This is a genomic window from Geothrix limicola (assembly GCF_030268085.1).
GTDB lineage: Bacteria > Acidobacteriota > Holophagae > Holophagales > Holophagaceae > Geothrix > Geothrix limicola.
Genome location: NZ_BSDE01000001.1, coordinates 702,360 through 725,168, shown reverse-complemented (window position 1 = coordinate 725,168; position 22,809 = coordinate 702,360). Strand labels below are relative to the sequence as shown.

Below are 22,809 nucleotides of genomic sequence, written 5' to 3'. Positions count from 1 at the left end.
GTCCTAGCGCTTCTTGCCTGCCTCGGAAAGGCTGACAGCCGCGGACTGCTCGTTGTTGTACTGATCGACGACCTTCACCAGCAGGCGGTCGCCACGCAGCGCCTCCCGGGGCACCAGGACATCGAAGCGCTCCTCCTTCTGATCGAAGACGCGATCCTCGGGCACGATCTGGAGCCAGTGCTCGCCGTCCGCGCTGATGGCGGCCTCCTTCAGCACCGAAGTCTCGTCGCGGGCCACGAACTTCAGGCGCACGCCCCCGCCTTCGGGCACGGCGCTGAGCTCGGCCAGGGCGGGCGGGGTGTGGTCCACCGTGAAGGGCGCGGTGCGCCAGGTGCCCGTGAGCACCGCGTTGAAGGGCGCCGAGGGGGCGTCCGAGGCGGTCACCTCCAGCCGGTAGCGCCCATCGGGCACCGGCAGGGTGTCGAAGCTGAAGAAGCGCTCCTTCCAGGCCTTCTCCAGCAGGATGGGCGAGCCGTGCTCGGGCACCAGCTGGATGGTGAATTGCAGCGCATCACCGTTGGGATCGTTCACGCGGAAAAGGAAGCTCTGGCCGCCCCGGCGGAAGCTGCGTTTCTCCGCGCCCATGTAGCCCAGGGCCGGGATGAGCTTCTGGGTTTCCAGCGGCACCCGCTCGATGCCGATGTCATCGGGCGGCGCGGTGCGCGTGATGACGAGGCCCGGAGGCATGATGTCCACGCCCTCCCAGACCGGCGCGAGATTGCGGTGAGCCCAGTAGAGGCTCACGGTCTCCACGATGGGCGTGGCGCCGCCGCGGGTGCTGCTGAGGCGGAGGCGGAACTGCGCGAAACGCGCGGGCGGCAGCGCGGGGCGCTCGCCACTGCGAAGGGGCGGCGTCCAGGTGCTCCAGGTGGCGTCGGGGGTTTCCGTGCTGCCCGTGCGGAATTGGAGTTCCACATTGGTGCCCGTCGGCGCCTCGGCGTCCAGGTAGGCCCGGCCCCAGTCCGCGATGGGAGCCCCCTTGAGGATCTTGGATTCCAGCGTGCCTTCGGTGGCCTGGGCCTCGGACAGGAGATGCAGTTCGGCGGGGTTCGATCCCACCACCAGCAGGTCGCCGCCCACGGGCAGGAAGGCCGTGGCCTGGGCCGTGCCCAGTTCCTGCACCACGGCGAAGGGGTCGGTGTCACGGGCCTTGCCGAGGGGCAGCGCGAAGAGACGGGAGCGGTTGCCCGTGCCCACCAGCAGCTGGCCCTTCCAGGCGGTCAGGGCGTAGACCTGGCTCTGGGCGCTCTGCCACAGGGTTTCGGGCACGCGATTCTTGTCCAGGCGGATCACGGCCGAGCGGGTGGTGGCCGAGGTGTCAGCCTGGAGGTAGCCTTCGCGCCGCTCCAACTGGCCGGTGCTGAACTTGGGCGTCAGGCCGTTGTCGGCGCCGATGTAGAGCTGGCCGTCCACGAGCGTCAGGGCCCGCACTTCCTCAAAGGGCGTGTCCATCAGGGTTTCCAGGTGGTCGCCCAGGCGGTTGTAGCGAAGCACGAGGCCACGGCCATGACTGCCGAGGTACCATCCCCCCTGCCCATCCGGAGTCATGGCCGTGAAGGCCGTTTCGTCGGCCAGTTCGGCCAGGCGTCGGCTCGACCCTTCGCGGGCCTGCACGAGCACCGCGCCCTTTTCGGCCCCGCCGGCCACGAGCACGGCGTCGCCCTCGACGGCGAGGGACCAGACGATGCGGGCGTCGATGTCGGCGAAGGGTTTCACATCACCCGAGGGCGTCACGCGGAAGAGCTTGCCTTCACCGGTGGGGGCGACGATCAGATCCTGGCCCAGGCGCGCCATGGCGAAGACGATGCCTCCCTTCACCTGGCCCAAAGGCTTCATCTGGCCGCCCACGTAGTGGAATAGCTTTCCGTCCGTGCCCGCGGAAAGGTAGGCGCCGCCCGTGCCGTCCGGCACCGCGGCCCAGATCACGCCTTCGGGCAACTGCGCCACCCGGCGCAGATTGGGCGCCAGGCGCAGGCGACCATCCGCGCCGATGCGCACACCGCGCGCCTCGGAGCCCAGCCAGTCGTTGAAGCCCGAGAAGGTGGCCGAGGGTTGGTCCGCCAGGGCGGACACACCCACGGCTGCGGACAGGAGGAAGGTCATCCAGCGCATAGATCCCTTTCGTACATGGCACATGGTCTACTCGATCTCCACTTCCATCTGGCTGATTCCGCGCACCTCGCGTTCCAGAGGGAGCAGGGCCCTCCCCACGATGCGGCGCTGGAGCCGGTTGTCGCTGCTGGAGCCGTCGCCATTCACCAGGCTGGCGACGGAGGGGGGAATGCCTTCGATGCGGCTGCCACGCAGGCCCGCGCCCGGCTGCGCCTGCACCAGCAGGGCATAGGCGTGGTTGTTCCGCATGGCGCCGTTCAGGATGCGCACCACGTCGCCCAGGGAGGCGGTTTCGACCATGCGCTCGTCGGGATCGGCGGCGGTGAGACTGAAGCCGTCCCCCACCATGAGGATGGCCTTCCCCTTGGCGGCGGAGGAGGGCACCTGGATGTTGAAGGTGGCCGTTTCGCGAACTCCCTGGATGTTCTGCAGGGTGACCAGCACGGGCAGGATCTCGCCCCGCTTGGCCCGGGCCTTGAGCAGGCGCACGCCCGCGATGGCCGTCAGGTCGAGGCGCTCCTCGGCCTTGATGGTGAGCGAGATGCCCTCAAACACGGGTTTTTCGTAGGGGTTCAGACAGATGGCCTGCAGCATGGCGCCTAGGTACTGGGCGATGCGGCCGGGGTTCAGGTCCGCGATGACGTTTTCGATCTGGATGGCCGGATGCCCCACCAGCTTGATGTTGCCCTGCATCGAAAGGCTCTGCAGGCCCAGCCCGCGGGTGTGGGCATCCAGGGTCTGGGCCACGGCCGTGGCGGCCAGGGCCGCCGTGGCGACGGGATGGTCCATGATCTCGAAGCGGAAATTCTGGGTGCGCTTGCCCCCCAGGTTCAGGCCGATCCGCATGGGCACCATGTGGGCCTCGGCCCCCAGGATGCCCGCCACGCCCGAACTGCGATCCAGCCGGAGGGCGCCGATGGGTGCCACGGGCATGGCCATCTTGAACGAGCTCTGGTAGCTCGCCACCGTGGTGGCCACCGTGGCGGACCAGAGGGGCAGGTCCACGGCCCCGAGGTTGAACAGTTGGTGGCCGAACATCAGCACGCGCTTGCCGGAGACATAGGTGATGGTGCCGGAGGCGGCCAGATCCAGGTCCCCCTGCATCAACGTGATGGCCGCCATGCCACCGGGTTCGAGGGGACTGGCGTCCTCCTTGCCGCCGGACAGGGACGGGCCCGCCGTGAAAGTCACAGGCCACCCGGACCAGAAGCGCTGGGCCTCGGGCCCCAGCGGGGTTCCCGCCATGGCCATGGGCAGCGCCTGAGGGTCCTGGTCCCCCATCAGCGACTTGAAATCCAGCATCTGACCCTGGAGGGCCGCCTTGAGCACCTTGGGGGGTTCCAGCTTGGGCAGGATCAGCGGAGTGTGGCTAGGCGCCGTCTCAGGGATGTCGCGCAGCTGTTCGAGCATTTCCGCGATGGGTGTGATGCCACCGATGGGCTCCTTCTCGAAGAGGATGCCCGTGCTCAGGGCGCCGATCAGCTTGCCGTCGATGTAGCAGGGGCTGCCGCTCATGCCGGCCAGGATGCCCGTCTCCGCCAAGGGACCGCCCGAGGCCCGCACCATGATGCGGCTCCGGCCCGGCGCGGCGTTCCTCTGCACGCCCAGAACCTCGAACTCGAACCGTTCGATCTTCCCGCCCTGGAACACGGTGCGGCCATAGCCCTTCATGCCCGCCCGGATCTCGGACACCCCCAGGGTGCCGGGTCCCTGAGCGCATAGGGAGGACACGGACAGGAATAAAGGAGCCAGAACAGCCAGTTTCATGGGGATCTCAAGGAAAGTAAGAAGCCTAACAGACGGCCCGGGCGGATCCCCCTGTGACCATCCTGTGCCATTTACGTCACATTCGTTCCTAGACCCAAGGTCAACCCTCGTAAGACGACTGGAGCCCGCTACTCTTTGGGAATCGGAGGAACTTCTTATGCGTTCAAGGCATCTGCACAGCTCATCCCTGGTGGCCCTACTGGTGGCCTCGACCCCTCTGCTCGCCCAAGGCGTCTCCGCCCAGCTCGGCGGACGGGTCCTGGACGCCAAGGGCCAGGCCATCGCCGGCGCCACGGTGGTCATCCACAACCAGGAGACGGGCCTGACCCGCACCCAGCAGACCAGCTCTGAGGGCCGCTACCTGGCCACCCTGCTGCCCGTGGGCCCCTACACGGTGACCGTCACCAAGGCCGGCTTCCAGACCGCCAGCAACGTGAAGGTGAACCTGAACCTCGGCGATGCCGCCCCCCTGACCATCCGTCTCGCCGCTGAAACCGGAGCCGTGGTGGAAGTGACGGCCAGCGCCACGCAGCTTGATGCGGATCGCGCGACCGCCGCCACGAGCATCAGCCCCGATGCCCTGGCCAGCCTCCCCGTGAAGGGCCGCGGATTCATCGATTTCGCAACCCTCACCCCCCAGGTGCAGGTGGATTCCAGCCGCGGCAACCTGGCCATCGCCGGCCAGCGCGGCATCAACACCTCGATCAACATCGATGGTGGCGACTACAACCAGGCCTTCTTCGGCGGCATGACCGGTTCGGCTGAAGGCAAGACGCCCTTCACGGTATCCATCGAAGCCATCCGCGAATTCCAGGTCATCACCGACGGCGCCAGCGCCGAGTTCGGCCGCATGGGCGGCGGCTACGTCAACGCCATCACCAAGAACGGAACCAACGATCTCGCGGGCAGCCTCTTCTACTACACGCGCCCCCACAGCCTGGTGGCCAAGGATCACACCACGGGCCTTGAACTGACCGACTTCAAGACCGAGCAGTTCGGGTTCTCCGTCGGCGGCCCCATCGTCAAGGACAAGCTCTTCTACTTCGTGGCCGTCGACGGTCAGAAGGAAAACCGCCCCGATGGCTTCCTGCTCGGCAGCAGTACCCCGCCGGCCGGTCTCTTCCCCCTGAACCCTGCCGTTCCCGCGGACGCGGCCCTGATCGCCAGGAACGCCGATTACAAGACCAAGGCGGATTCCACCACGGTCTTCACCCGGTTCGACTGGATCGTGAACAACGACCACAGCCTGCAGTTCCGCGTGAACCACTCGGATTTCAAGGGCAACGTCAACACCGGCACCTTCAACTCCCTGGACGCCGTGTCTTCGGATGACATCAAGACCACCTCCCTCGTTGGCCAGTGGAACTGGACCCTCGGCGCGAACTGGGTGAATGAATTCCGCATCACCTCCACCAAGGATGAACAGCCCCGGCACCCCAACAGCACCCTGCCCCAGGTGTCGGTCTCGAGCGTGATCACCTACGGCAGCGGCCCCAACTACGAACGCGAGTTCGAGACCAAGCGCACCCAGATCACCGAGACCCTGACCTACGTCACGCCCAGCCTGCAGGTGAAGGGCGGCGTCGACCTCAACAATACGGACGTCTCGGAAGTCTTCGCCAGCACCCAGTACGGCTCCTACAGCTTCTCCGACATCGCCAGCTTCCGGGCCGGCAACTGGTCCCAGTACCAGCAGCGCTTCAGCCTGATTCCTGGGCTGACCGCCAAGGATTCGGGCACCTTCTCCGCGAAGGAAAAGGAGACCGCTCTCTTCGTCCAGACTGACTGGACTCCGACCAATGGCGTCAAGGTCGGGCTCGGCCTCCGATGGGACCGCCAGGAGCACCCGGATTTCCTCATTGCGGACTTCAGCAACCCCATGGCGACTTCCATGCCCGTTACCGCCCACATCCCGAACGACAGCCGCTACTCGCCGCGCCTCAGCGTCGTCTGGACCCCCGAAGAAGACAACGGCCGCACGGTCGTCCGCGCCAACGTGGGCCGCTACGTGAGCCGCACCCCGTCGGTCTTCCTCTTCCAGGTCTATGCGGAGAACGGCGTGCGGGCGGCCCGCATCACCTTCACGCCGACGGCGACGGGAGGCGTTCCCCGCGGTGCCGGCTTCGATCCCGCGAACCCCTTCGTGCTCGCCAGCCTGCCGACAGTCGCTCTGCCTGCCCTCGACGTCTTCACCTTCTCCCCCAATTTCCGGAACCCCTACACGGACCGGGTCAACGTGGGTGTGGAGCGGACCTACGGCGGTTGGGTGCTCGGCGCCTCGGCCGCCTATGCCAAGGGTGAGAATCTGGAGCGTCTGAACGACATCAACCTTCCCAACCCCACCCTCAACGCCCAGGGCCGCGAGGTCTTCGGAACCCGGCCCAACACCAAGTTCCGCTGGCTGGCGCAGTACACCAGCGACGTCTCCAGCACCTACAGCGCACTGACTCTGAGCGCCAAGTACCAGAAGGATGATTCTCCCTTCACGGCACAGTTCTTCTACACCTTCGCCCAGAACCGGGACAACGACTCCAACGAGCGGAACTTCTCCGGCTACGGCGCCCAGAACAGCCGGAACCTCGACGCAGAGTGGAGCTGGGCCGACACGGACCGCCGCAACACGCTCACCGGCTACCTCAACTTCCACGAACGGCGGTGGACAGGCATCAACTTCGGCCTCAACGTCCGCTACCTCAGCGGCAGCCCCTACAGCGTCTTCCGGACCACGGACCTGAACGGAGACGGCAACACCAGCAACGACCGGCTCCTCGGCACCCAGCGCAATGGGTTCCGCCGTTCCACCATCACCAACCTCGACCTCAAGATCAGCCGGGATTGGACCCTGGTGCGCCGTGTCAAGCTCGGCCTCTCCGGCGAAGTGTTCAACCTCCTGAACCACGTGGATCGCTATGCCCAGGTCCGCTGGACCAGTGGCACCGATGCCGCGCCCGTCCTGGCCTATGGCCAGCAGGCGACCTCCAGCCCCCGCCAGGTGCAGCTCGGCGCGCGCCTCAGCTTCTAGTCCGAATCAGCACCCAAGGGCGGCGCGCAAGCGCCGCCCTTTTTCGTTATGGTTGATCCATGCGAATTCTTGCCCTGGGCGATGTCGTAGGTGAACCGGGCCGGCGCCTGGTGGAGGCTTTTGTGCCCGAACTCCGGCGCGAGACCGGCGCCGATTTCGTGGTGATCAACGGCGAGAATGCCGCGCACGGACATGGGATCACCGAGCCCATCGCCCGCGAATGGTTCGAACGCCTCGGCGTGGATGTGATCACGACGGGCAACCATGCCTTCGACGTCAAAGGCATCGAGACCTACTTCCGCCAGGAACCGCGCATCCTGCGCCCGGCGAACCATCCCCCTGAAACGGCCGGCAACGGCTGGGTGAAGCTGCACACCCCCTCGGGCGCCGAAGTGCTGGTCATCAACCTCATGGGCCGGGTGCACATGCCCCCCTGCGACTGTCCCTTTCGCTGCGTGGACACCATCCTCCAGAGGGAACGCGCCGACCTCGTGATCGTCGACATGCACGCCGAGGCCACCAGCGAGGCCCAGGCCATGGGATTCCACCTCGATGGCCGAGCTGCCGCGGTGGTGGGCACCCACACCCACGTGGGCACCCTCGACGCCAAGGTGCTCCCCGGCGGCACTGCCTACGTGACGGACATCGGCATGACCGGCCCTTACGACGGCGTCATCGGCATGAAGAAGGAGGCCAGCCTGGGCCGCTTCCTCAAGGTCCAGCGACCCAAGTACGAGGTGGCCGAGGGTGACCTGCAGCTCCACGCCGTGCTCATCACCACCGAAGGCCGCAAGGCCACGAGCATCCAGCGGATCTTGCGGACGCTTTGACACAGGCTTTACTTGAAGGCTCGCCGGGTTGGACTTACTTTTTGGAAGGAGTTGATCCGGCTGGATTTCCTGACTCAACCCGCCAGGCTCAACTGCGGTCTAATGAGGTAGGGAGGTGCAGCCATGACATCCGCACTGAACACATTGCTGATCCTCGCAACCCTGAATTCCATGCCCATTATGGCCACCCCGCAGGAGCCCGAACGGCCTGAGCGGGTGGTTCGCGCGGATCCTCAGGCCCCCGAAGCGACCAAGCCTCCCACACCGCCACCCGCGGAACTGCCCCCTCCCCCGGCCGCCCGCCCCGCTCCGCCCACGGATGCGGCGCCTCCCACCCAGCGAAAGCCCGCCGACCGGGATGGCCAGTGGGTGCACACCGAGCAGTACGGCTGGGTGTGGATGCCCTATGGAGAGGCCTACACGTACAGGCCCCCCGATGATTCAACCCCCAGCATGTACGTCTACTACCCGGACAACGGCTGGTGCTGGGTACTGGCGCCGTGGCTATGGGGCTTAGGCCCCATGCCCTATTTCGGCGTGCTGGGCCCGGCCTACTACGGGTGGTACGGGTACGGATGGGGCCATTGGTACGGCTTCCACCGCGCCTACTGGGGCTGGGGTTGGCACGGACCCGCGTACTGGGGCGGCGGCCGCTGGCACGGCGTGACCCGGTACTACGGCGGGACGGCCCGGAGTTTCCGTGGCGGCTACCTTGGCGGCGGCTTTCGCGGAGGTGGTTTCCGCGGTGGGTTCCGTGGCGGCTGGTCCGGCCGGCGTTAGGCCCAGTCCATACAACTGATTCCGATTCAGGTGGCTGAAGCGCATTCTCGGCGCACGGGTCCCCGCTTCGCCAAAATCTGATTCGCTTCCTGCGGGTCCCCGCTGCATACGCGACTTCTGTCGCGCATGCAGCGACCCGCATGGGCGCGACATTCAGCCGCGTGCTCCGCGACCCGTCAGCCGCCTTCAGCGGCTGAAGCGCATTCTCGGCGCACGGGGCCCCGCTTCGCGCGCGGCATTCAGCCGCGTGCTCCGCGACCCTTCAGCCGCTTTCAGCGGCTGAAGCGCATTCTCGGCGCACGGGTGCCCCGCTTCGCGCGCGGCATTCAGCCGCGTGCTCCGCGACCCGTCAGCCGCCTTCAGCGGCTGAAGCGCCTCAACATCCGCATATTCCTTCGGTAGGCTACGCCTCGGGTGAAGTTGATGGCGACCTGTTTGGGGAAGCGGGTGATGGAGCTGGCGAGGGTGATGAAGGTGCGCACGATCTGGGCCGGGCCGCGGCCCTGGCGGCTGGCATTGTCGTAGTAGACCATCAGGGCCTGGCGCATGGTGGCGCGGGGCAGGTTGAAGAGGCCATAGCTCTCGATCACGTCATGGTTGATGCGACGGGTGCCATCCTGTTCGGTGACGATGAGGTCCTCGGGGCGGATCTCTTGGCTCATGGCAACTCCTCGGGTCAAAAGTGTATCGGCCCGGAAAGGGGTTTGCTCAAGCCATGCCAGTCTGAACCCCGAACTCACTCCTCCAGCTTGGGGAAGAGCGTCCCGGCCAGGGCGGCGCCGATCAGCGGGGCCACCCAGAACAGCCAGAGCTGGGACAGGGCCCACCCGCCCACGAACAAGGCCGGCCCGGTGCTTCTCGCCGGATTCACGGACGTATTCGTAACGGGGATGCTGATGAGGTGGATGAGAGTCAGACAGAGACCAATGGCGATGGGCGCGAAACCGGGAGCCGCCTTCTTGGCCGTGCTGCCCAGGATCACCATCAGGAAAAAGAAGGTCATGACCACTTCGGTCAGGAAGGCGGCGCCCAGGCCGTACTTCCCGGGCGAATGGTCGCCAAATCCGTTGCTGGCGAAACCGCCGATGGCGGATCCGTTGCCCGTGGCGATGACGTAGAGCAGGGCCGAGGCCGCCACGGCCCCCAGGACCTGGGCCAGCCAGTAGCCGGGCACGTCCTTGAAGGAAAAGCGCCCGCCCACGGCCAGACCGAGGGTCACGGCCGGGTTCAGGTGGCATCCGGAAATGGGCCCGATGGCATAGGCCATGGTCAGCACCGTGAGGCCGAAGGCCAGGCTTACACCGTGGAGCCCGATGCCCACACCCGGGAAGGTCGCCGCCAGCACCGCGCTGCCGCATCCGCCCAGCACCAGCCAGAGCGTTCCAAAGAATTCCGCCGCCATGCGCTTGTTCACACGTCCCTCCTGGGAAGAAAACGTCCGATGGGTGGAAATATCGGAGTCAGTCTATCCGGGCGGAACGAGGGTTCAAGTCTTTGCGGATCAGGAAAGTCGGGTCCAACCCTCGAGGAAGAGGTTGAAGAGGGGATCGATGGTCGCCTTCTGCTCGACCAGCGCCCGGATCTGAGCCTCCTCGGCTTCCATCTGTTCGGGCGTGAGATGGCCCGACAGGGTCATGGCCCGCAGCCAAACCAGGAAGGTGGTGAGGGCGTCGAACTGGTTGTAGCGGACGATGCCCGTGATGTCCCCCGCCCGCCACAGGTCGATGACGCTCTTGCCGTCCGTGCCCAGCTTGCCGGGAATGCCGCAGGCCGTGGCCAGTTCGTGGAGCGTGGACGAGGCCTTGCCCCAGGCGCCGGTGATTTCGCGGAGGTCGATGTGCTGGTTGCCGTAGCGGTCGAAGAAATCCCCCGCGGCCCATTTCTCCGCGCTGCGACCCAGGCCCGGGATCGACAGGCGGTGGACCATGGCCCGCTGCACGAGGATGGGCAGGTCCGCATCGCGGGAGTTGAAACCCACCAGCTGCGGCTTCTTGTCGCCCATGGCCACCAGGAAGCGCCGCAGCAGATCGTCCTCCGGCAGGGCCTCCGGCCCCTCCGGCAGCGCATAGAGGCGGTGCGTGACCTCGCCGTGCTTCACGGTGCGGATCACCGCCGCGATGGACACGACGCGACAAAGGATCGTCTTCAGGTAGGGTCGCGGATCGGCCTCCGTGGCGCCGCCGTAGGTCCACATGCGCATCATCACGTCCTCGTCAGGCATCTCCTTCGGCAGGTCCAGCACCCGCCGGCCCGTGGCGGGGTCGGGCACCCACTCTGCGTCGAAGGCGAAGATCTGGTGGTGAGGCGGTCTTAGCATGGATTCTCCCCAAATGACCTAACCAATTCACCACGGAGACACTGAGCTCACCGAGGGAAAACACGGAGAAAAGAACATGGCCTGAGCCTGGTTTTCTCCCTTTTTCTCCGTGAGTTCCTCGGCGCCCTCCGTGCCTCCGTGGTGGAACTTTTATAGGGTTCCTACCGGTCCAAGGCCCATTTGCCGCCGCCACCCAGGGCGCAGGCGAGGCCCACGAGCAGGCGGAAAAGCGCGCTCAGGTTCGACAGAAGACCGGCGCCGTGCATCCATCCGTGCACCAGGGGCCAGCCCAGCACTGCCGCGAGGATGCCACCCGCCAGGGATACCCAGATGCCCAGCAGGATCAGCACGCCGCAGACCAGCTCGCCCAGGGCCAGCCCCCACGTCGAGGCGTGGGCCATGGTGATGGCGCCGTGGGCGCCACGGAGCACCGAAAAGCCTTGCATCACGGCCATGCCGCCCACGGCCAGCCGCAGCAGGAACAGGGCCCAGTCGATGCGGGTCTTGGATGCGGCCATGGTGTCTCCGTGTATCGTCCATTGTAGGCTTGGGAATCTGCCCGGGATCAACCATGATGCGCACCCTCGCGTTCGACGCCGACGACACCCTCTGGCACAACGAGACCTATTACGCCGAAACCCAGGAGGCCTTCCGCGCCCTGCTGCGCCCCTTCCACGACGACGCCTGGATCGACGCCCGCCTGCACGACACGGAGATGCGCAACCTCGGCCACTACGGCTACGGCATCAAGGGCTTCACCCTCTCCATGATCGAGACAGCCCTGGAACTCACGGAGGACCGCCTGGACGGCGCGGGCATCCGACAGGTGGTCGAGCTGGGCAAGGCCATGCTCGCCAAGCCAGTGGAGCCCCTGCCCGGCGTGGCCGAGGTGCTGCAGCAGCTGGCCCGATCCTTCGACCTCATGGTCATCACCAAGGGCGACCTCTTCGACCAGGAGACCAAGCTGGCGAAATCCGGCCTCGGCGGCCATTTTTCGAAGATCGAGATCGTCTCCGAAAAAGACGAGGCCGCCTACGTCGCCATCCTCGACCGCCACGACATCGCGCCAGACGCCTTCACCATGGTGGGCAATTCGGTGAAATCCGACATCCTGCCCGTGCTCGCCCTCGGGGCCCGCGCGGTCCACATCCCCTATCACCTCACCTGGGCCCATGAAGTGGTCGCCGAGCCCGTCGAATCCCCCTTCCCCGTGCTGGATTCCATCCGCGATCTGCCCGCCTGGCTGGCGGCCCATTCCTCATAGCGCCACCCAGAGCTATCTTTGCAAACCCGCACCCAGGCTTGCTTTCATGCCTGTTCTGATGCCTTGTCTGTAGTAGGATTGGACTTTCCCATGGAGTCATCGTGAAGCTTGTCCCCGCCCTGAGCGCCAGCCTCCTCCTTGCACTGATGGGCTGCGCCTTTCCCATCACGGAGACCCGGCTCCTCTCCGGCCGCAAGGTCCAGCCCCTGCCCGAGCGCATCGCCCGCCAGCCTCTGGAACTGGCCCTGGCGGGTGGCGGGCAGCTGCGTGGCTGGCGCCTCGCGCACCCGGCACCCAAGGCCACTCTCATCTACTTCTACGGCAATGGCGATTCGCTGTGGAACGTGGGACGCCGCCTCTGGTCACTGGCAGAAACCTACCAGGTGGACGTGGTCTGCTTCGACTACAGGGGCAACGGGTTCAGCGATGGCGCCATGGGCTTCCAGGCCATGCGGGAGGACTGCCTGCGCATCTTCGACAGTGCGAGGCGCGAGGGCCTGCCCACCCTGGTGATGGGCTACTCCCTGGGCAGCCAGAGCGCGGCTTACCTCGCCGCCAATCGGCCCGTCGACGGCCTCGCGCTGCTGGCCGGGGCCTCCAGCTTCGAGGAGGTCCTGCCCTCCTTCCGCGCCCGCGTGCCTCTGCTGGTGCGCCCCTTCACGCGCCTCAGTTTCGACCCGATCCTCACCGCCAAACCCCAGGCACGGGATCTGGTCGCCACCGTGAAGGCGCCGACCCTCATCATCCATGGCGAGGCCGACCAGACCCTGCCCGTGGCCTGTGGCGACACCTTCAACGAGGTGAGCCCCGCCGCGTGGAAGCGCTACCTGCGGCTGCCGGGCATCGGCCACGAGGACCTGCCCATGGTCAGTGGGGCCTCCCTGCCCGCCATCCAGGCCTGGGTGGAAGCCGCCACGCATGCGGGCAAGACCTCCTGACGGCCGGGAAAGTGGCTCCGGGTTGATGACGCCCTCCTCAGGGCACCGGCGCTACCATGCCCGTTGAGGTCCACACCGACAGCAGCCGAGCGCCTTCCTTGCGCCATCCAGACGTCCATTCCCAACGCCCTTTCTTTCAGGAGTTCTCCATGAGCATTCAGACCATCGGTGTCATCGGCGCGGGTCAGATGGGCAACGGCATCGCCCACGTCTTCGCCCAGGCGGGCTTCCAGGTCCTCATGCAGGACATCAGCGAAGCCTTCACCCAGAAGGGCCTGGCCACCATCGACAAGAACCTGCAGCGTGGCGTGGACAAGGGCAAGATGAGCGCCGAGGAAAAGACCGCCGTACTCGGCCGCGTGAAGCTGACGACCCGCCTGGAGGATCTGGCAGACTGCGACCTCGTCATCGAGGCCGCCACCGAGAAGTGGGAGGTCAAGAAGCTGATCTTCGAAACGCTGGATGCGGCGTGCAAACCCGGCACCATCCTCGCCTCGAACACCAGCAGCATCTCCATCACCAAGCTGGCCGCCGTCACCAAGCGCCCCGAAGCCTTCATCGGCATGCACTTCATGAACCCCGTGCCGGTCATGCAGCTCATCGAGGTCATCCGCGGCCTGGCCACCAGCGAGGCCACCTTCGAGGCCGTGATGGAGCTGTCCCGGAAGCTCGGCAAGACCCCCATCCCCTGCAACGACTTCCCGGGCTTCGTGAGCAACCGCGTGCTCATGCCCATGATCAACGAAGCCATCTACGCGCTCTACGAGGGCGTGGCCAGCGTGGAAAGCATCGACGGCATCATGAAGCTGGGCATGAACCATCCCATGGGCCCGCTCGCCCTCGCGGACTTCATCGGCCTGGACTCCTGCCTCTTCATCCTCAACGTGCTGCGCGAGGGGCTCGGCGATCCCAAGTACCGACCCTGCCCCCTGCTGATCAAGTACGTCGATGCGGGCTGGCTCGGCAAGAAGAGTGGCCGCGGCTTCTACGACTACGCCAAGGCCTGACGCGGATCCGCCTTGCGTCGCGCGGCGCTGGCCCTGCTGGCCCTTCAGCGGCTGCTCGCGGAGGAGCCCCTCCACGAGATGGGGCCGCCCTCCACGCGGGAGATGTTCCCCCTCTTCCTGCCGCCCATCGCCTACCAGCCCGCCGACCCGCGCCCCCTCGGAGGCGGGCGCTGGCGCTGGGCGTTGCATTGGATGGAGGCGAACACCTTCCAGTTTTCCGATGTCTTCGATCAGAACCCGCCCCGGGACACCCAGGGCCGCGTGGCCGTCACCCGCGAGTACGTCGAAGCCCGCCTCAAGGACTATGCGGATCTGCCCACGGTCTACTTCTTCGACGAGGAGATCGCGCGGTTCGAGGTGGAAGGCCGCTACGGACTCACCGACGACACCGACCTGTGGCTGCGGTTTCCCGTGCAGAACCACACGGGCGGCTTTCTCGACCCCCTCATCGAAGGTTTCCACAAGATCGGCTTCGAGCAGTACGGCCGGGATCTCGTCCTGCAGAACCAGGTGACGCTCGTCGTCGTCCAGCACGGAAAACTCATCTTCTTCAACAACGAGAGGATCCTCGGCAAACCCCAGGATCCCGTCCTCGGCCTCACACACCGGCTGCTGAATCGCGGCCCCTGGACCCTCTCCGCCACCTTCAGTCTGAAACCGCCCCTCACATGCACCTATGGCGTGTATCAATCCGGCTGGGACCAGAGCTACGGCCTCACGGGCGCCTGGTGGAATGGCGGCCGCCACGCCTTCTACTTCGGGGGCGCCTACCTGCATCGTCCCCCCGGCAGCGCGGACTACAACACCATCGGGTTCCACGATGGCACCGGGGCCCACGCCACCTGGGAGTACCGGCGCTGGCCCCGGGTGCAGCCCTTCCTGCAGCTCTACTGGCAGAGCGGGTTCATGGCCGCCCAGCCGCACCAGGCCTTCGACCGGCCCAGCCTCCAGCACGACCTCGGAGCCCACTGGCACTGGACGCCGCACATCACCCTCAGTTTCCACTACCTGAACAACATCACCCATCAGGGCAATACCGCCGACATGGGGTTGGGCCTCAGCCTTACGTCACATTTCTAGCCGGCCATCGCCTGAAATCGAGGAAGAGGCTAGGCGAACCGGTAGAATGCGGGCATTCACCCCCCATCCAAGGAGTCCCCATGGCCACGGCGAGAGTCCGCGAAATCCTTTCCTGGTACACCTCAGAGAACCCCGGCGTGAAGGCGAACCTGGCCCGCATCATGAACACCGGCCGCCTCGCGGGCACGGGCAAGTTCGTGATCCTGCCCGTGGATCAGGGCTTCGAGCACGGGCCCGCCCGCAGCTTCGCGCCCAACCCGGCGGGCTACGATCCCCGCTACCACGTGGAGCTGGCCATCGAGGCCGGATGCAACGCCTACGCGGCACCCCTCGGTTTCATCGAGCACGTGGCCTCCGACTACGCCGGTGACATCCCGCTCATCCTCAAGCTCAACAACAGCGATGGCCTCAGCAAGGGCCACGAGCCCTGCAGCGCCATCACCGGCAGCGTAGAAGACGCGCTGCGCCTCGGCTGCGCCGCCATCGGCTACACCATCTACCCCGGCAGCGGCGCCCGCAACGAGCAGTACGAGGCCCTCCGCGAACTCATCCTCGAAGCCAAAGCCGTGGGGCTGCCTTCCGTCGTGTGGTCGTACCCCCGTGGCATCGGCCTAACCAAGGAAGGCGAAACCGCCATCGACGTCTCGGGCTACGCCGCCCAGATCGCCGCCCAGCTCGGTGCCCACATCATCAAGGTGAAGCCCCCCAAGATGCACCTCGAGCAGGCCGAGGCCAAGAAGGTCTTCGAGAAGCACGCCATCCCCATCGGCACCCTCACCGAGCGCGTGAAGGAAGTGGTGCGCAGCGCCTTCAACGGACGGCGCATCGTCATCTTCAGCGGCGGCGAAGCCAAGGGCACGGACGAAGTCCTGGCCGAGGTGGCGGAGATCGCGGCGGGCGGGGCGTTCGGAAGCATCATGGGCCGCAACGCCTTCCAGCGCCCCAGGGCCGAAGCCATCGAGCTACTGCATGCGGTGATGGATCTGCACAAGAACGCCAGGTAGGCGCGGAACGCTGCGCGTTCCGCGATATGAAAAGCGGCGCATCTGCGCCGCTTTTCCTTTACCTCAGCCGGATGCCGATCCAGAACGTCCGCGGATCGATGCGGTAATCGAAGGGGAACTGGAAGTTCTTCGCCAAGTACCCCTTCTGATCGAAGGCATTGCTGGCGCCGAGTTCGACTTCCACCGCCGGGCCGAAGCGGTAGGCGACACGCAGATTCGCCGAAGTCCAGGGATCCACGGATTCGGGCCGCTGGGCCGCGAAGAGCGGCACGTTGTTGTCGCTGGAGCGGCGCAGCACCTTGCCCTGGTAGTGCACGGCAGCGCTCAGGCTCAGGTTCTCCCGCTTCCAGGAAACTCCGACGTTGGCCGTTTCGGAAGGCAGCCATGTGACGTCCCCACTGGACTGGATGGTGGGATCGAGGATGGTCTCATCCACCCGCTTGGCGTAGGACAGGTTCCCGTAGCCGCTCCAGGCGCCGCTGGCCCACAACAGTTCGGTTTCCAGGCCCCGCGTCGTGAGCGTGTACAGATTCGTGCTCAGGTTCGCGTTGGCCACGCTGTAGCCGATGAGGTTCTTCATCTTGGCCTGGTAGGCATTGATCCGCCAATTCAGGTTCTTGCTGATGATCCAGTCCGAAGCCAGCTCCACGCTGTCCGATGTCTCCGGCTGAAGCTGGTGGATGTTCGAGGCCAGGGCATAGGTGTTCGCGCCGAAGGTCTCGGCGGGTGATGGGGTTCTGAAGGCGCGACCCACGAGCACCTTGAAGCTGTAGTCATCGCCCGCGTGGAAGACCAGGCCCAGTCGCGGGCTGACCTTCGAATATTCCAGCTTGTTCTGGACGTAGGTCCCTGGCGTGGGCGAAGGCTGATCCAGGGCGTTGTAATCGGAGCTCTGCTTGTCATAGCGAAGCCCCGCGGTGACATCGAGAACCCCGTTCAGGATCCGCCCCGTGGCGGCCTGCAGGTAGGCGGCGGTCCGAAGCACCGGATCCCTCTGGGTCCACTGGAGGAAGCCCTTGAGTGGGATGGGGCTGCCGTCCGGTGAGGCGGTGAAGCTGCCGTTGGTGTTCAGATCCACGTTGCTGTAGTGGGCCCGGTCGCCGTCGTAGGTGAAGCGGTTGACCTCGACCCCGCCCACCACCGACCCGCTCTCCCCCCATTTCAGCGTCGCCTGGGCCCGGAAGAACAGTTCGTCCGCGGACGTCTTCAGGATCTCCGTGAGTCCCGGAGCGTAGACCGTTCCGGCCGGGTAGTAGCGGGTGTTCCAGTCGATGGCGTGGGTCTGGTAGCGCAGGCTGTACTCCTGCGTCAGATCTCCGGTTTCAAGCCCGTAGCGCAGCACGATGATCTGCCGCTGCTCGTTCATGCTTTCGGGCACATCGGGAATCTGGAACAGCCAGCCATATCCCGTATCGAAGGACCAGCGCTGCTGGTGGAACTGCAGGCTGAGTCCCTCCAGGCCGTAGAGACCCTCCACCTTGGCGAAGAAGTAATCGTTGTCCCGGTGGTCACGCGTGTTGAAGGAGGACAGCCCCCCGGAACTCAGCGTGCGCCCCGATCCATCCAGCGTGGCGTATTCATTCCCATTGGTCGCCATCGTGCTGTACGAGGCCACGTAGGTGAACAGTTCCGCGCTGCCGCCGGTCATGAAATCCAACGAGCGGGTGGCTCGATCACCGAAACGCAGGCGGGCCTGACCGCCCTGCTTGATGTCCTCGGCCTTCACGGTGTTGATGGACACCACGCCGGCCACGGCATTGGAGCCGTAGAGCGCCGAACCCGGGCCCCGCATGACCTCGAGGTTCTTCGCCATGAACAGCGGCGTCACCTCCCAGGTGTAGGCCGTCCCGTAGATGTTGTCGTTCATGGGAATGCCATCGACGAGCACCAGCAGGTGGTTGTTGTTCCAACCTTCGAACACCCCGCGGGCGCTGATGGTCCGGCGGTCGAAATCCTGGCTGGGCGAGAAGCCCGGCTGGTTGCCCAGCACGTCGTTGAGGCTGGTCCAACCGTAGTCGGTGATCTGATCTCGGCTGACGGCACCCACGACCCCCGGCGCATCGATGGGCCGCTGGGCCACCTTCGACACGCTGATGATCTTGATGTTCAGGAGCGCCTGGAGCTCCTGCAGATCCTTGTCCGGATCTTCTTCGTTCTTCGGATGGGCGACTGCTTCCTTCGGCTTCTGGGACTGCCCCCACAGTCCACCTCCCGCCGTCAGGGCCAAACACAACCAAGTACACGCGATACGCGTCTTGAACATGGTCCCCTCCTATTGAGGTCTGGGGAACCTATCGGAAGACGCGTGAGGATCATGAATTTACGGAATAAAGATCTAATATTTCATGCCCGCGAAAATCGCCCGGTCATGACTGGAATTATTTCGGCGGATGCTCCAGGAAGGTCAGGCCAGGGCATTTTTCGGCCGTGGTTCGGCGCTGCCAATCGTTCTCGAAGAGGATGGCGGGATTGCCCTCCACATCCTCCACCAGCTCGCCCCAGAAGCGACTGGGTTCGGGCCAACCGCCCTCGAGCCAGCGCGCCATCTGGAAGCCGCGGGGCTCCAGCAGCACGGGACAGGCGTACTCATCCTTGAGGCGGTGCTGCAGCACTTCGAACTGCAGGCGTCCGATGGCGCCCAGGATGGGCAGCGGCGCGCCGCCCTTGGGCCAGAAAACCTGCACCACACCCTCTTCCGCGATCTGTCCCAGGCCCTTGAGGAAGCCCTTTCGTGCGCCCGGGTCCGCCAGGCGCACGGAGGCGAACTGCTCGGGCGAGAAACGCGGCACCGCATGGAATTCGACGGCCCCGGCGGCGCTCAGCACGTCGCCGATGCGGAAGAGGCCGGGGTTGATGAGGCCCAGGATGTCACCCGGATAGGCCTCGTCGACGATCTGCCGTTCACGGCCGAAGAACATGTGGGGGTAGTTCAGCTTGATGGATTTCTTTTCGCGCACGTGCAGCGCGTCCATGCCCCGATCGAACTTCCCGGACACGATGCGGGCGAAGGCCACGCGGTCCCGGTGGGCCTTGTTCATGTTGGCCTGCACCTTGAACACGAAGGCCGTGAAGGGCTGCTCCGGTTCGACAACGCCACCGTTCATGAGGGGCCGCGCGCCCGGCGCCGGGGCCAGATCCAGGAACTCTTCCAGGAATTCGGCGACACCGAAGTTGTTCACGGCCGATCCGAAGAACATGGGCGACTGCTCGCCCCGCAGGAAGGCTTCGCGGTCGAAGGCCGGCAGCACGTGGTCCATGAGGTCCACGTCGTCCTTGAGCTGCTGCAGTTCGGCGGGTGTCAGCAGGGCCGCGATCTCGGGATCGTCCAGCCCGCCCTGCCCGGCCACGCGGGCCTTACGGCCGGCCTTGGCGCGCTCGAAGACCTGGATCTGTCCCGTGGCGCGCACGTAGACGCCCTTGAAATCCGTGCCCGATCCGATGGGCCAGGTCATGGGCACTGCATGGAGGCCGAACAGCTCCTCCACCTCGTCGATGAGCTCCACCGGCTCGCGGCCGGGGCGGTCCAGCTTGTTCACGAAGGTGAAGATGGGCAGCCGGCGCTCTCGGGCCACGCGAAACAGCTTCTTCGTCTGCTCCTCCACGCCCTTGGCGCAGTCGAGCAGCATCACCACAGCGTCGGCCGCCGTGAGCGCGCGGTAGGTGTCCTCGCTGAAATCCTGGTGGCCCGGCGTATCCAGCAGGTTGATGGCGCGGCCCATGTATTCGAACTGCATGGCCGCGGAGGTGACGCTGATGCCGCGCTCCTGCTCGATGCTCATCCAGTCCGAATGGGCCGCCGCGCCACCCTCGCGGGCCTTCACGCTACCCGCGCGGTCGATGGCGCCGCCGTAGAGCAGCAGCTTTTCCGTCAGCGTCGTCTTGCCCGCGTCGGGGTGGCTGATGATGGCGAAGGTACGCCGCCGCTGGATTTCTTCCGCAAGGTTCATGGGTTCCAACATAGAAAGGCGCGGCTGAGCCGCGCCATGTCCATTCTAACTCCAAAGGGCGCTTCCGCGCCCTTTGGAGATTGGCTTCAACCCCGGATCGCCATGCGTCTCTGGACCTCGGCCTCGTCCACGTCCTCGATATGAGTGGCGATCCACCAGTTGTTGCCCCAGGGATCCTGTACGCCGGCGTTGCGGTCTCCGTAGAACTGGTCGGCCGGTTCCAGCAGCGACACCCCACCGGCGGCCAGGGCCGCCCGGTAGGTGACATCCGTATCGGGCACGTAGAGGTAGAGGCCCGTAGGCATGGGCACCCAGGGTTCCTTCGCCTGGGCCACCATCACCATCGAATCCCCGAGGCGCACCTCGGCATTGGCGATGGAGCCGTCCGGGCGCACGGCCCGGCTGACGACCACCGCGCCGAAGGCCGCCTGCAGGAAGGCAAGCAGCCCCTCCCCATCGCCCACGACGAGGTAGGGTGTCACCGTGTGGTACCCCTCGGGCACAGGCTGAACCATGGCTTCCTCCTTCCGGGATGGGTTTTATTTGGACAGGCCCACCTGGGACAACATCCAGGCATATTCGAAGGCCGTATCCATCAGGCGGTCGTAGCGGCCCGAGGCGCCGCCGTGACCCGCGGGCTCCATCTTCATCTTCAGCAGCAGCGGATGGCGATCCGTCTTCAAGGTGCGAAGCTTGGCCACGTACTTGGCGGGCTCCCAGTACATCACCTGGCTGTCATTGAAACTGCTGGTGACGAGCATGGCCGGGTAGGCCTTCTTCTGCAGATTGTCGTAGGGGCTGTAGGCGCGCATGTAATCGAAGGCCGCCTTCTCGTTGGGATTGCCCCACTCCAGGTACTCACCCACCGTCAGGGGCAGGCTCGCATCCAGCATGGTGTTCATCACGTCCATGAAGGGCACGGCGGCGTGGACGGCCTTGAACAGGTCTGGGCGCAGGTTTGTGACGGCACCCATCAGGAGGCCTCCGGCGCTGCCGCCCTCGATGACGAGGCGATCCTTCGACGTCCACTTCTCCTTCACGAGCCACTCGGCGGAATCGATGAAATCCGTGAAGGTGTTCATCTTCTTCAAGAGCATGCCGTCGTCGTGCCAGGCCTCGCCCATCTCGTTCCCGCCGCGGATGTGGGCGATGACGTAGACCATGCCGCGATCCAGGAGGCTGAGCCGAGGGATGTTGAAGGTGGCGGGCATGCCGATGCCGTACGAGCCGTAGCCGTAGAGGAAGAGCGGTGCCGTGCCGTCCCGCTTCATGCCCTTCTTGTAGACCACGGACAGCGGCACCTTCACGCCGTCCCGCGCCGTCGCCCACAGGCGCTCCGTGACGTACGCGGACTTGTCGTAGCCGCCCAGCACCTCGGTCTGCTTCAGCAGCGTCTGTTTGCCCGTGGCCATCTCGCAGTCATAGACGCTCGGCGGCGTGACCATGGACTGGTAACCGAGGCGGACCGAGGCCGAGGTGAATTCGGGCGTATCGCCGAGCGCCGCACTGTAGACGCTTTCGGGAAAGCGGACCTCCCGCCAGGCCTTGGTCTTCATATCCAGGATCCGGAACCGGTCCAGGCCCTGGCTCTTTTCCGATACCACCAGGAAATTCTGGAAGGGCTCCATGCCCTCCAGAAGCACGTCGGCACGATGGGGCAGCACCTCGGTCCAGTGCCTGGGATCGGGTGTGGCCACCGGAGCCGACACCAGCCGGAAATTCTTGGCGCCCTTGTTGGTGCGGATGTAGAAGAGGCCGTCACGGTGTTCGAGGTCGTACTTGTGCCCCTTCTCCCGGGGCAGCAGCGCCTTGAAGGCGCCTCCGGGATCACCCGCGGCCAGGTAGCGAACTTCCCAGGTGTCGGTGGCTTCGCTGCTCAGCATCACGAACGCGTGATCCTTCGTGCGCTTCACTTCAAGCAGGAAGAGTTCGTCCTTTTCTTCGAACACGAGCTCCGGCTTCCCCGTCCGCAGATCCAGGCGCCAGAGCTGGTTGGAGCGTTTGGTGGTGGCGTCCTCGGTGACATAGAATACGTGGTGCGCGTCACCGGCCCACGTGAAGGATGTCACCCGTTCTGCCAGGGCCATGCTGACCTTGCCCGTGGCGAGGTCCTTCGTGAAGAGTTTGTACTGACGGAAGCCCGTATCATCCGTGCTGAAGAGCAGGGTCTTGTCGTCATCGCTGACGGACAGGCCGCCCAGACCGAGGAAGGCTAGCCCTTTCGCCAGTTCGTTCTGATCGAGCAGGACCTCTTCGGCGGCCTTTTCGTCGTAGCTTCCCCCCGGAGCAGCCTTGCGCCGACACTGGACGGGATACTGCTTCCCCTCTTCGGTGCGCGAGTAGTAGAAGTAGGCGCCGCGGCGCACGGGGACGCTCAGATCCGTCTGCTTGATGCGACCGAGGAACTCCTTGTACAGGGCTTCCGAAAAGGGCTTGAGCCCTGCGGTCATGGCCTCGGTGTAGGCATTCTCGGCGTTGAGATAAGCCACCACCTCGGGATTGGATTTCTCGCGCAGCCAGAACCAGGGGTCGTTCACCTTCTCGCCCCGCCAGACCGAGATGTGTTCAGCAGTCTTGGCCCTGGGGGGAACGGGGTTCTCGGCCATCAGACCCGAGGCGCTCACAAGGACCGCCAGGCCCGCCAAGCGGAAGGAATGAAGGGGCATGGAAGGCTCCTGTCAGGCATGCGGTCCACCGTACCACAAAAGGCCGGGCCCCTCGCTTGAGGGGCCCGGATGTTG

At 65.6% G+C, this 22,809-nt stretch carries 18 protein-coding genes; 8 read left to right on the top strand and 10 right to left on the bottom strand.

The features are described from left to right. Window positions 1–3: 3 nt before the first annotated feature. Both QSJ34_RS03065 and QSJ34_RS03060 read right to left on the bottom strand, forming a co-directional pair. Window positions 4–2,136, bottom strand: a complete 2,133-nt coding sequence (locus QSJ34_RS03065) for a hypothetical protein (protein ID WP_285570140.1) — start codon at window positions 2,134–2,136, stop codon at window positions 4–6. A 3-nt stretch (window positions 2,137–2,139) separates the two neighbouring features. Then, window positions 2,140–3,879 (bottom strand): SpoIVB peptidase S55 domain-containing protein, encoded by a 1,740-nt coding sequence (locus tag QSJ34_RS03060; protein ID WP_285570137.1) that lies wholly within the window; start codon window positions 3,877–3,879, stop codon window positions 2,140–2,142. 157 nt (window positions 3,880–4,036) lie between these two features. On the opposite strand from QSJ34_RS03060, the gene QSJ34_RS03055 reads away from it, so the two are divergent. The 3 genes from QSJ34_RS03055 to QSJ34_RS03045 all read left to right on the top strand — a co-directional run bounded on the left by QSJ34_RS03055 (window position 4,037) and on the right by QSJ34_RS03045 (window position 8,511). Then, window positions 4,037–6,901: a TonB-dependent receptor gene (locus QSJ34_RS03055; protein WP_285570134.1), complete on the top strand. Its 2,865-nt coding sequence runs from the start codon at window positions 4,037–4,039 to the stop codon at window positions 6,899–6,901. Window positions 6,902–6,960: 59 nt separating this feature from the next. After that, window positions 6,961–7,731: a TIGR00282 family metallophosphoesterase gene (locus QSJ34_RS03050; RefSeq protein WP_285570131.1), complete on the top strand. Its 771-nt coding sequence runs from the start codon at window positions 6,961–6,963 to the stop codon at window positions 7,729–7,731. Between the two features lie 123 nt (window positions 7,732–7,854). Beyond that, window positions 7,855–8,511, top strand: a complete 657-nt coding sequence (locus QSJ34_RS03045; RefSeq protein ID WP_285570128.1) for a hypothetical protein — start codon at window positions 7,855–7,857, stop codon at window positions 8,509–8,511. Between the two features lie 359 nt (window positions 8,512–8,870). Here the strand turns inward: QSJ34_RS03045 and QSJ34_RS03040 are convergent, their stop codons facing one another. The 4 genes from QSJ34_RS03040 to QSJ34_RS03025 all read right to left on the bottom strand — a co-directional run bounded on the left by QSJ34_RS03040 (window position 8,871) and on the right by QSJ34_RS03025 (window position 11,346). Further along, window positions 8,871–9,173 (bottom strand): hypothetical protein, encoded by a 303-nt coding sequence (locus QSJ34_RS03040; RefSeq protein WP_285570125.1) that lies wholly within the window; start codon window positions 9,171–9,173, stop codon window positions 8,871–8,873. 74 nt (window positions 9,174–9,247) lie between these two features. Continuing rightward, a complete protein-coding gene (aqpZ, locus tag QSJ34_RS03035; RefSeq protein WP_420798823.1) occupies window positions 9,248–9,913 on the bottom strand; it encodes an aquaporin Z in 666 nt (221 codons plus the stop codon). 99 nt (window positions 9,914–10,012) lie between these two features. After that, window positions 10,013–10,828 (bottom strand): hypothetical protein, encoded by an 816-nt coding sequence (locus tag QSJ34_RS03030; protein ID WP_285570120.1) that lies wholly within the window; start codon window positions 10,826–10,828, stop codon window positions 10,013–10,015. Window positions 10,829–10,989: 161 nt separating this feature from the next. Further along, window positions 10,990–11,346, bottom strand: coding sequence for a hypothetical protein (locus tag QSJ34_RS03025; protein WP_285570117.1), 357 nt, complete (start codon window positions 11,344–11,346; stop codon window positions 10,990–10,992). A 53-nt stretch (window positions 11,347–11,399) separates the two neighbouring features. On the opposite strand from QSJ34_RS03025, the gene QSJ34_RS03020 reads away from it, so the two are divergent. The 5 genes from QSJ34_RS03020 to QSJ34_RS03000 all read left to right on the top strand — a co-directional run bounded on the left by QSJ34_RS03020 (window position 11,400) and on the right by QSJ34_RS03000 (window position 16,121). Then, on the top strand, window positions 11,400–12,092 hold the full coding sequence (locus QSJ34_RS03020) for an HAD family hydrolase (protein ID WP_285570114.1): 693 nt from the start codon (window positions 11,400–11,402) through the stop codon (window positions 12,090–12,092). Between the two features lie 101 nt (window positions 12,093–12,193). Continuing rightward, a complete protein-coding gene (locus tag QSJ34_RS03015) occupies window positions 12,194–13,030 on the top strand; it encodes an alpha/beta hydrolase (protein ID WP_285570111.1) in 837 nt (278 codons plus the stop codon). A 149-nt stretch (window positions 13,031–13,179) separates the two neighbouring features. Next, the gene (locus QSJ34_RS03010; RefSeq protein WP_285570110.1) at window positions 13,180–14,037 is read left to right on the top strand and encodes a 3-hydroxybutyryl-CoA dehydrogenase; all 858 of its coding nucleotides are present in this window, start codon (window positions 13,180–13,182) and stop codon (window positions 14,035–14,037) included. Window positions 14,038–14,049: 12 nt separating this feature from the next. Then, window positions 14,050–15,117 carry a DUF3187 family protein gene (locus QSJ34_RS03005; protein ID WP_285570108.1) on the top strand — a complete coding sequence of 356 codons (1,068 nt, stop codon included), beginning with the start codon at window positions 14,050–14,052 and terminating at the stop codon, window positions 15,115–15,117. Between the two features lie 80 nt (window positions 15,118–15,197). Next, window positions 15,198–16,121, top strand: coding sequence for a class I fructose-bisphosphate aldolase (locus QSJ34_RS03000; protein ID WP_285570105.1), 924 nt, complete (start codon window positions 15,198–15,200; stop codon window positions 16,119–16,121). A 58-nt stretch (window positions 16,122–16,179) separates the two neighbouring features. On the opposite strand, the gene QSJ34_RS02995 is transcribed toward QSJ34_RS03000, so the two are convergent. The 4 genes from QSJ34_RS02995 to QSJ34_RS02980 form a co-directional block, all read right to left on the bottom strand. Further along, on the bottom strand, window positions 16,180–18,384 hold the full coding sequence (locus tag QSJ34_RS02995; protein ID WP_285570102.1) for a TonB-dependent receptor plug domain-containing protein: 2,205 nt from the start codon (window positions 18,382–18,384) through the stop codon (window positions 16,180–16,182). A gap of 115 nt (window positions 18,385–18,499) precedes the next feature. After that, a complete protein-coding gene (locus QSJ34_RS02990; protein WP_285570099.1) occupies window positions 18,500–20,068 on the bottom strand; it encodes a peptide chain release factor 3 in 1,569 nt (522 codons plus the stop codon). Window positions 20,069–20,154: 86 nt separating this feature from the next. Further along, complete coding sequence (locus QSJ34_RS02985; protein ID WP_285570096.1) at window positions 20,155–20,583, bottom strand: VOC family protein; 429 nt, start codon at window positions 20,581–20,583, stop codon at window positions 20,155–20,157. Window positions 20,584–20,607: 24 nt separating this feature from the next. Beyond that, window positions 20,608–22,734, bottom strand: a complete 2,127-nt coding sequence (locus QSJ34_RS02980) for a S9 family peptidase (protein WP_285570093.1) — start codon at window positions 22,732–22,734, stop codon at window positions 20,608–20,610. Window positions 22,735–22,809: the final 75 nt, after the last annotated feature.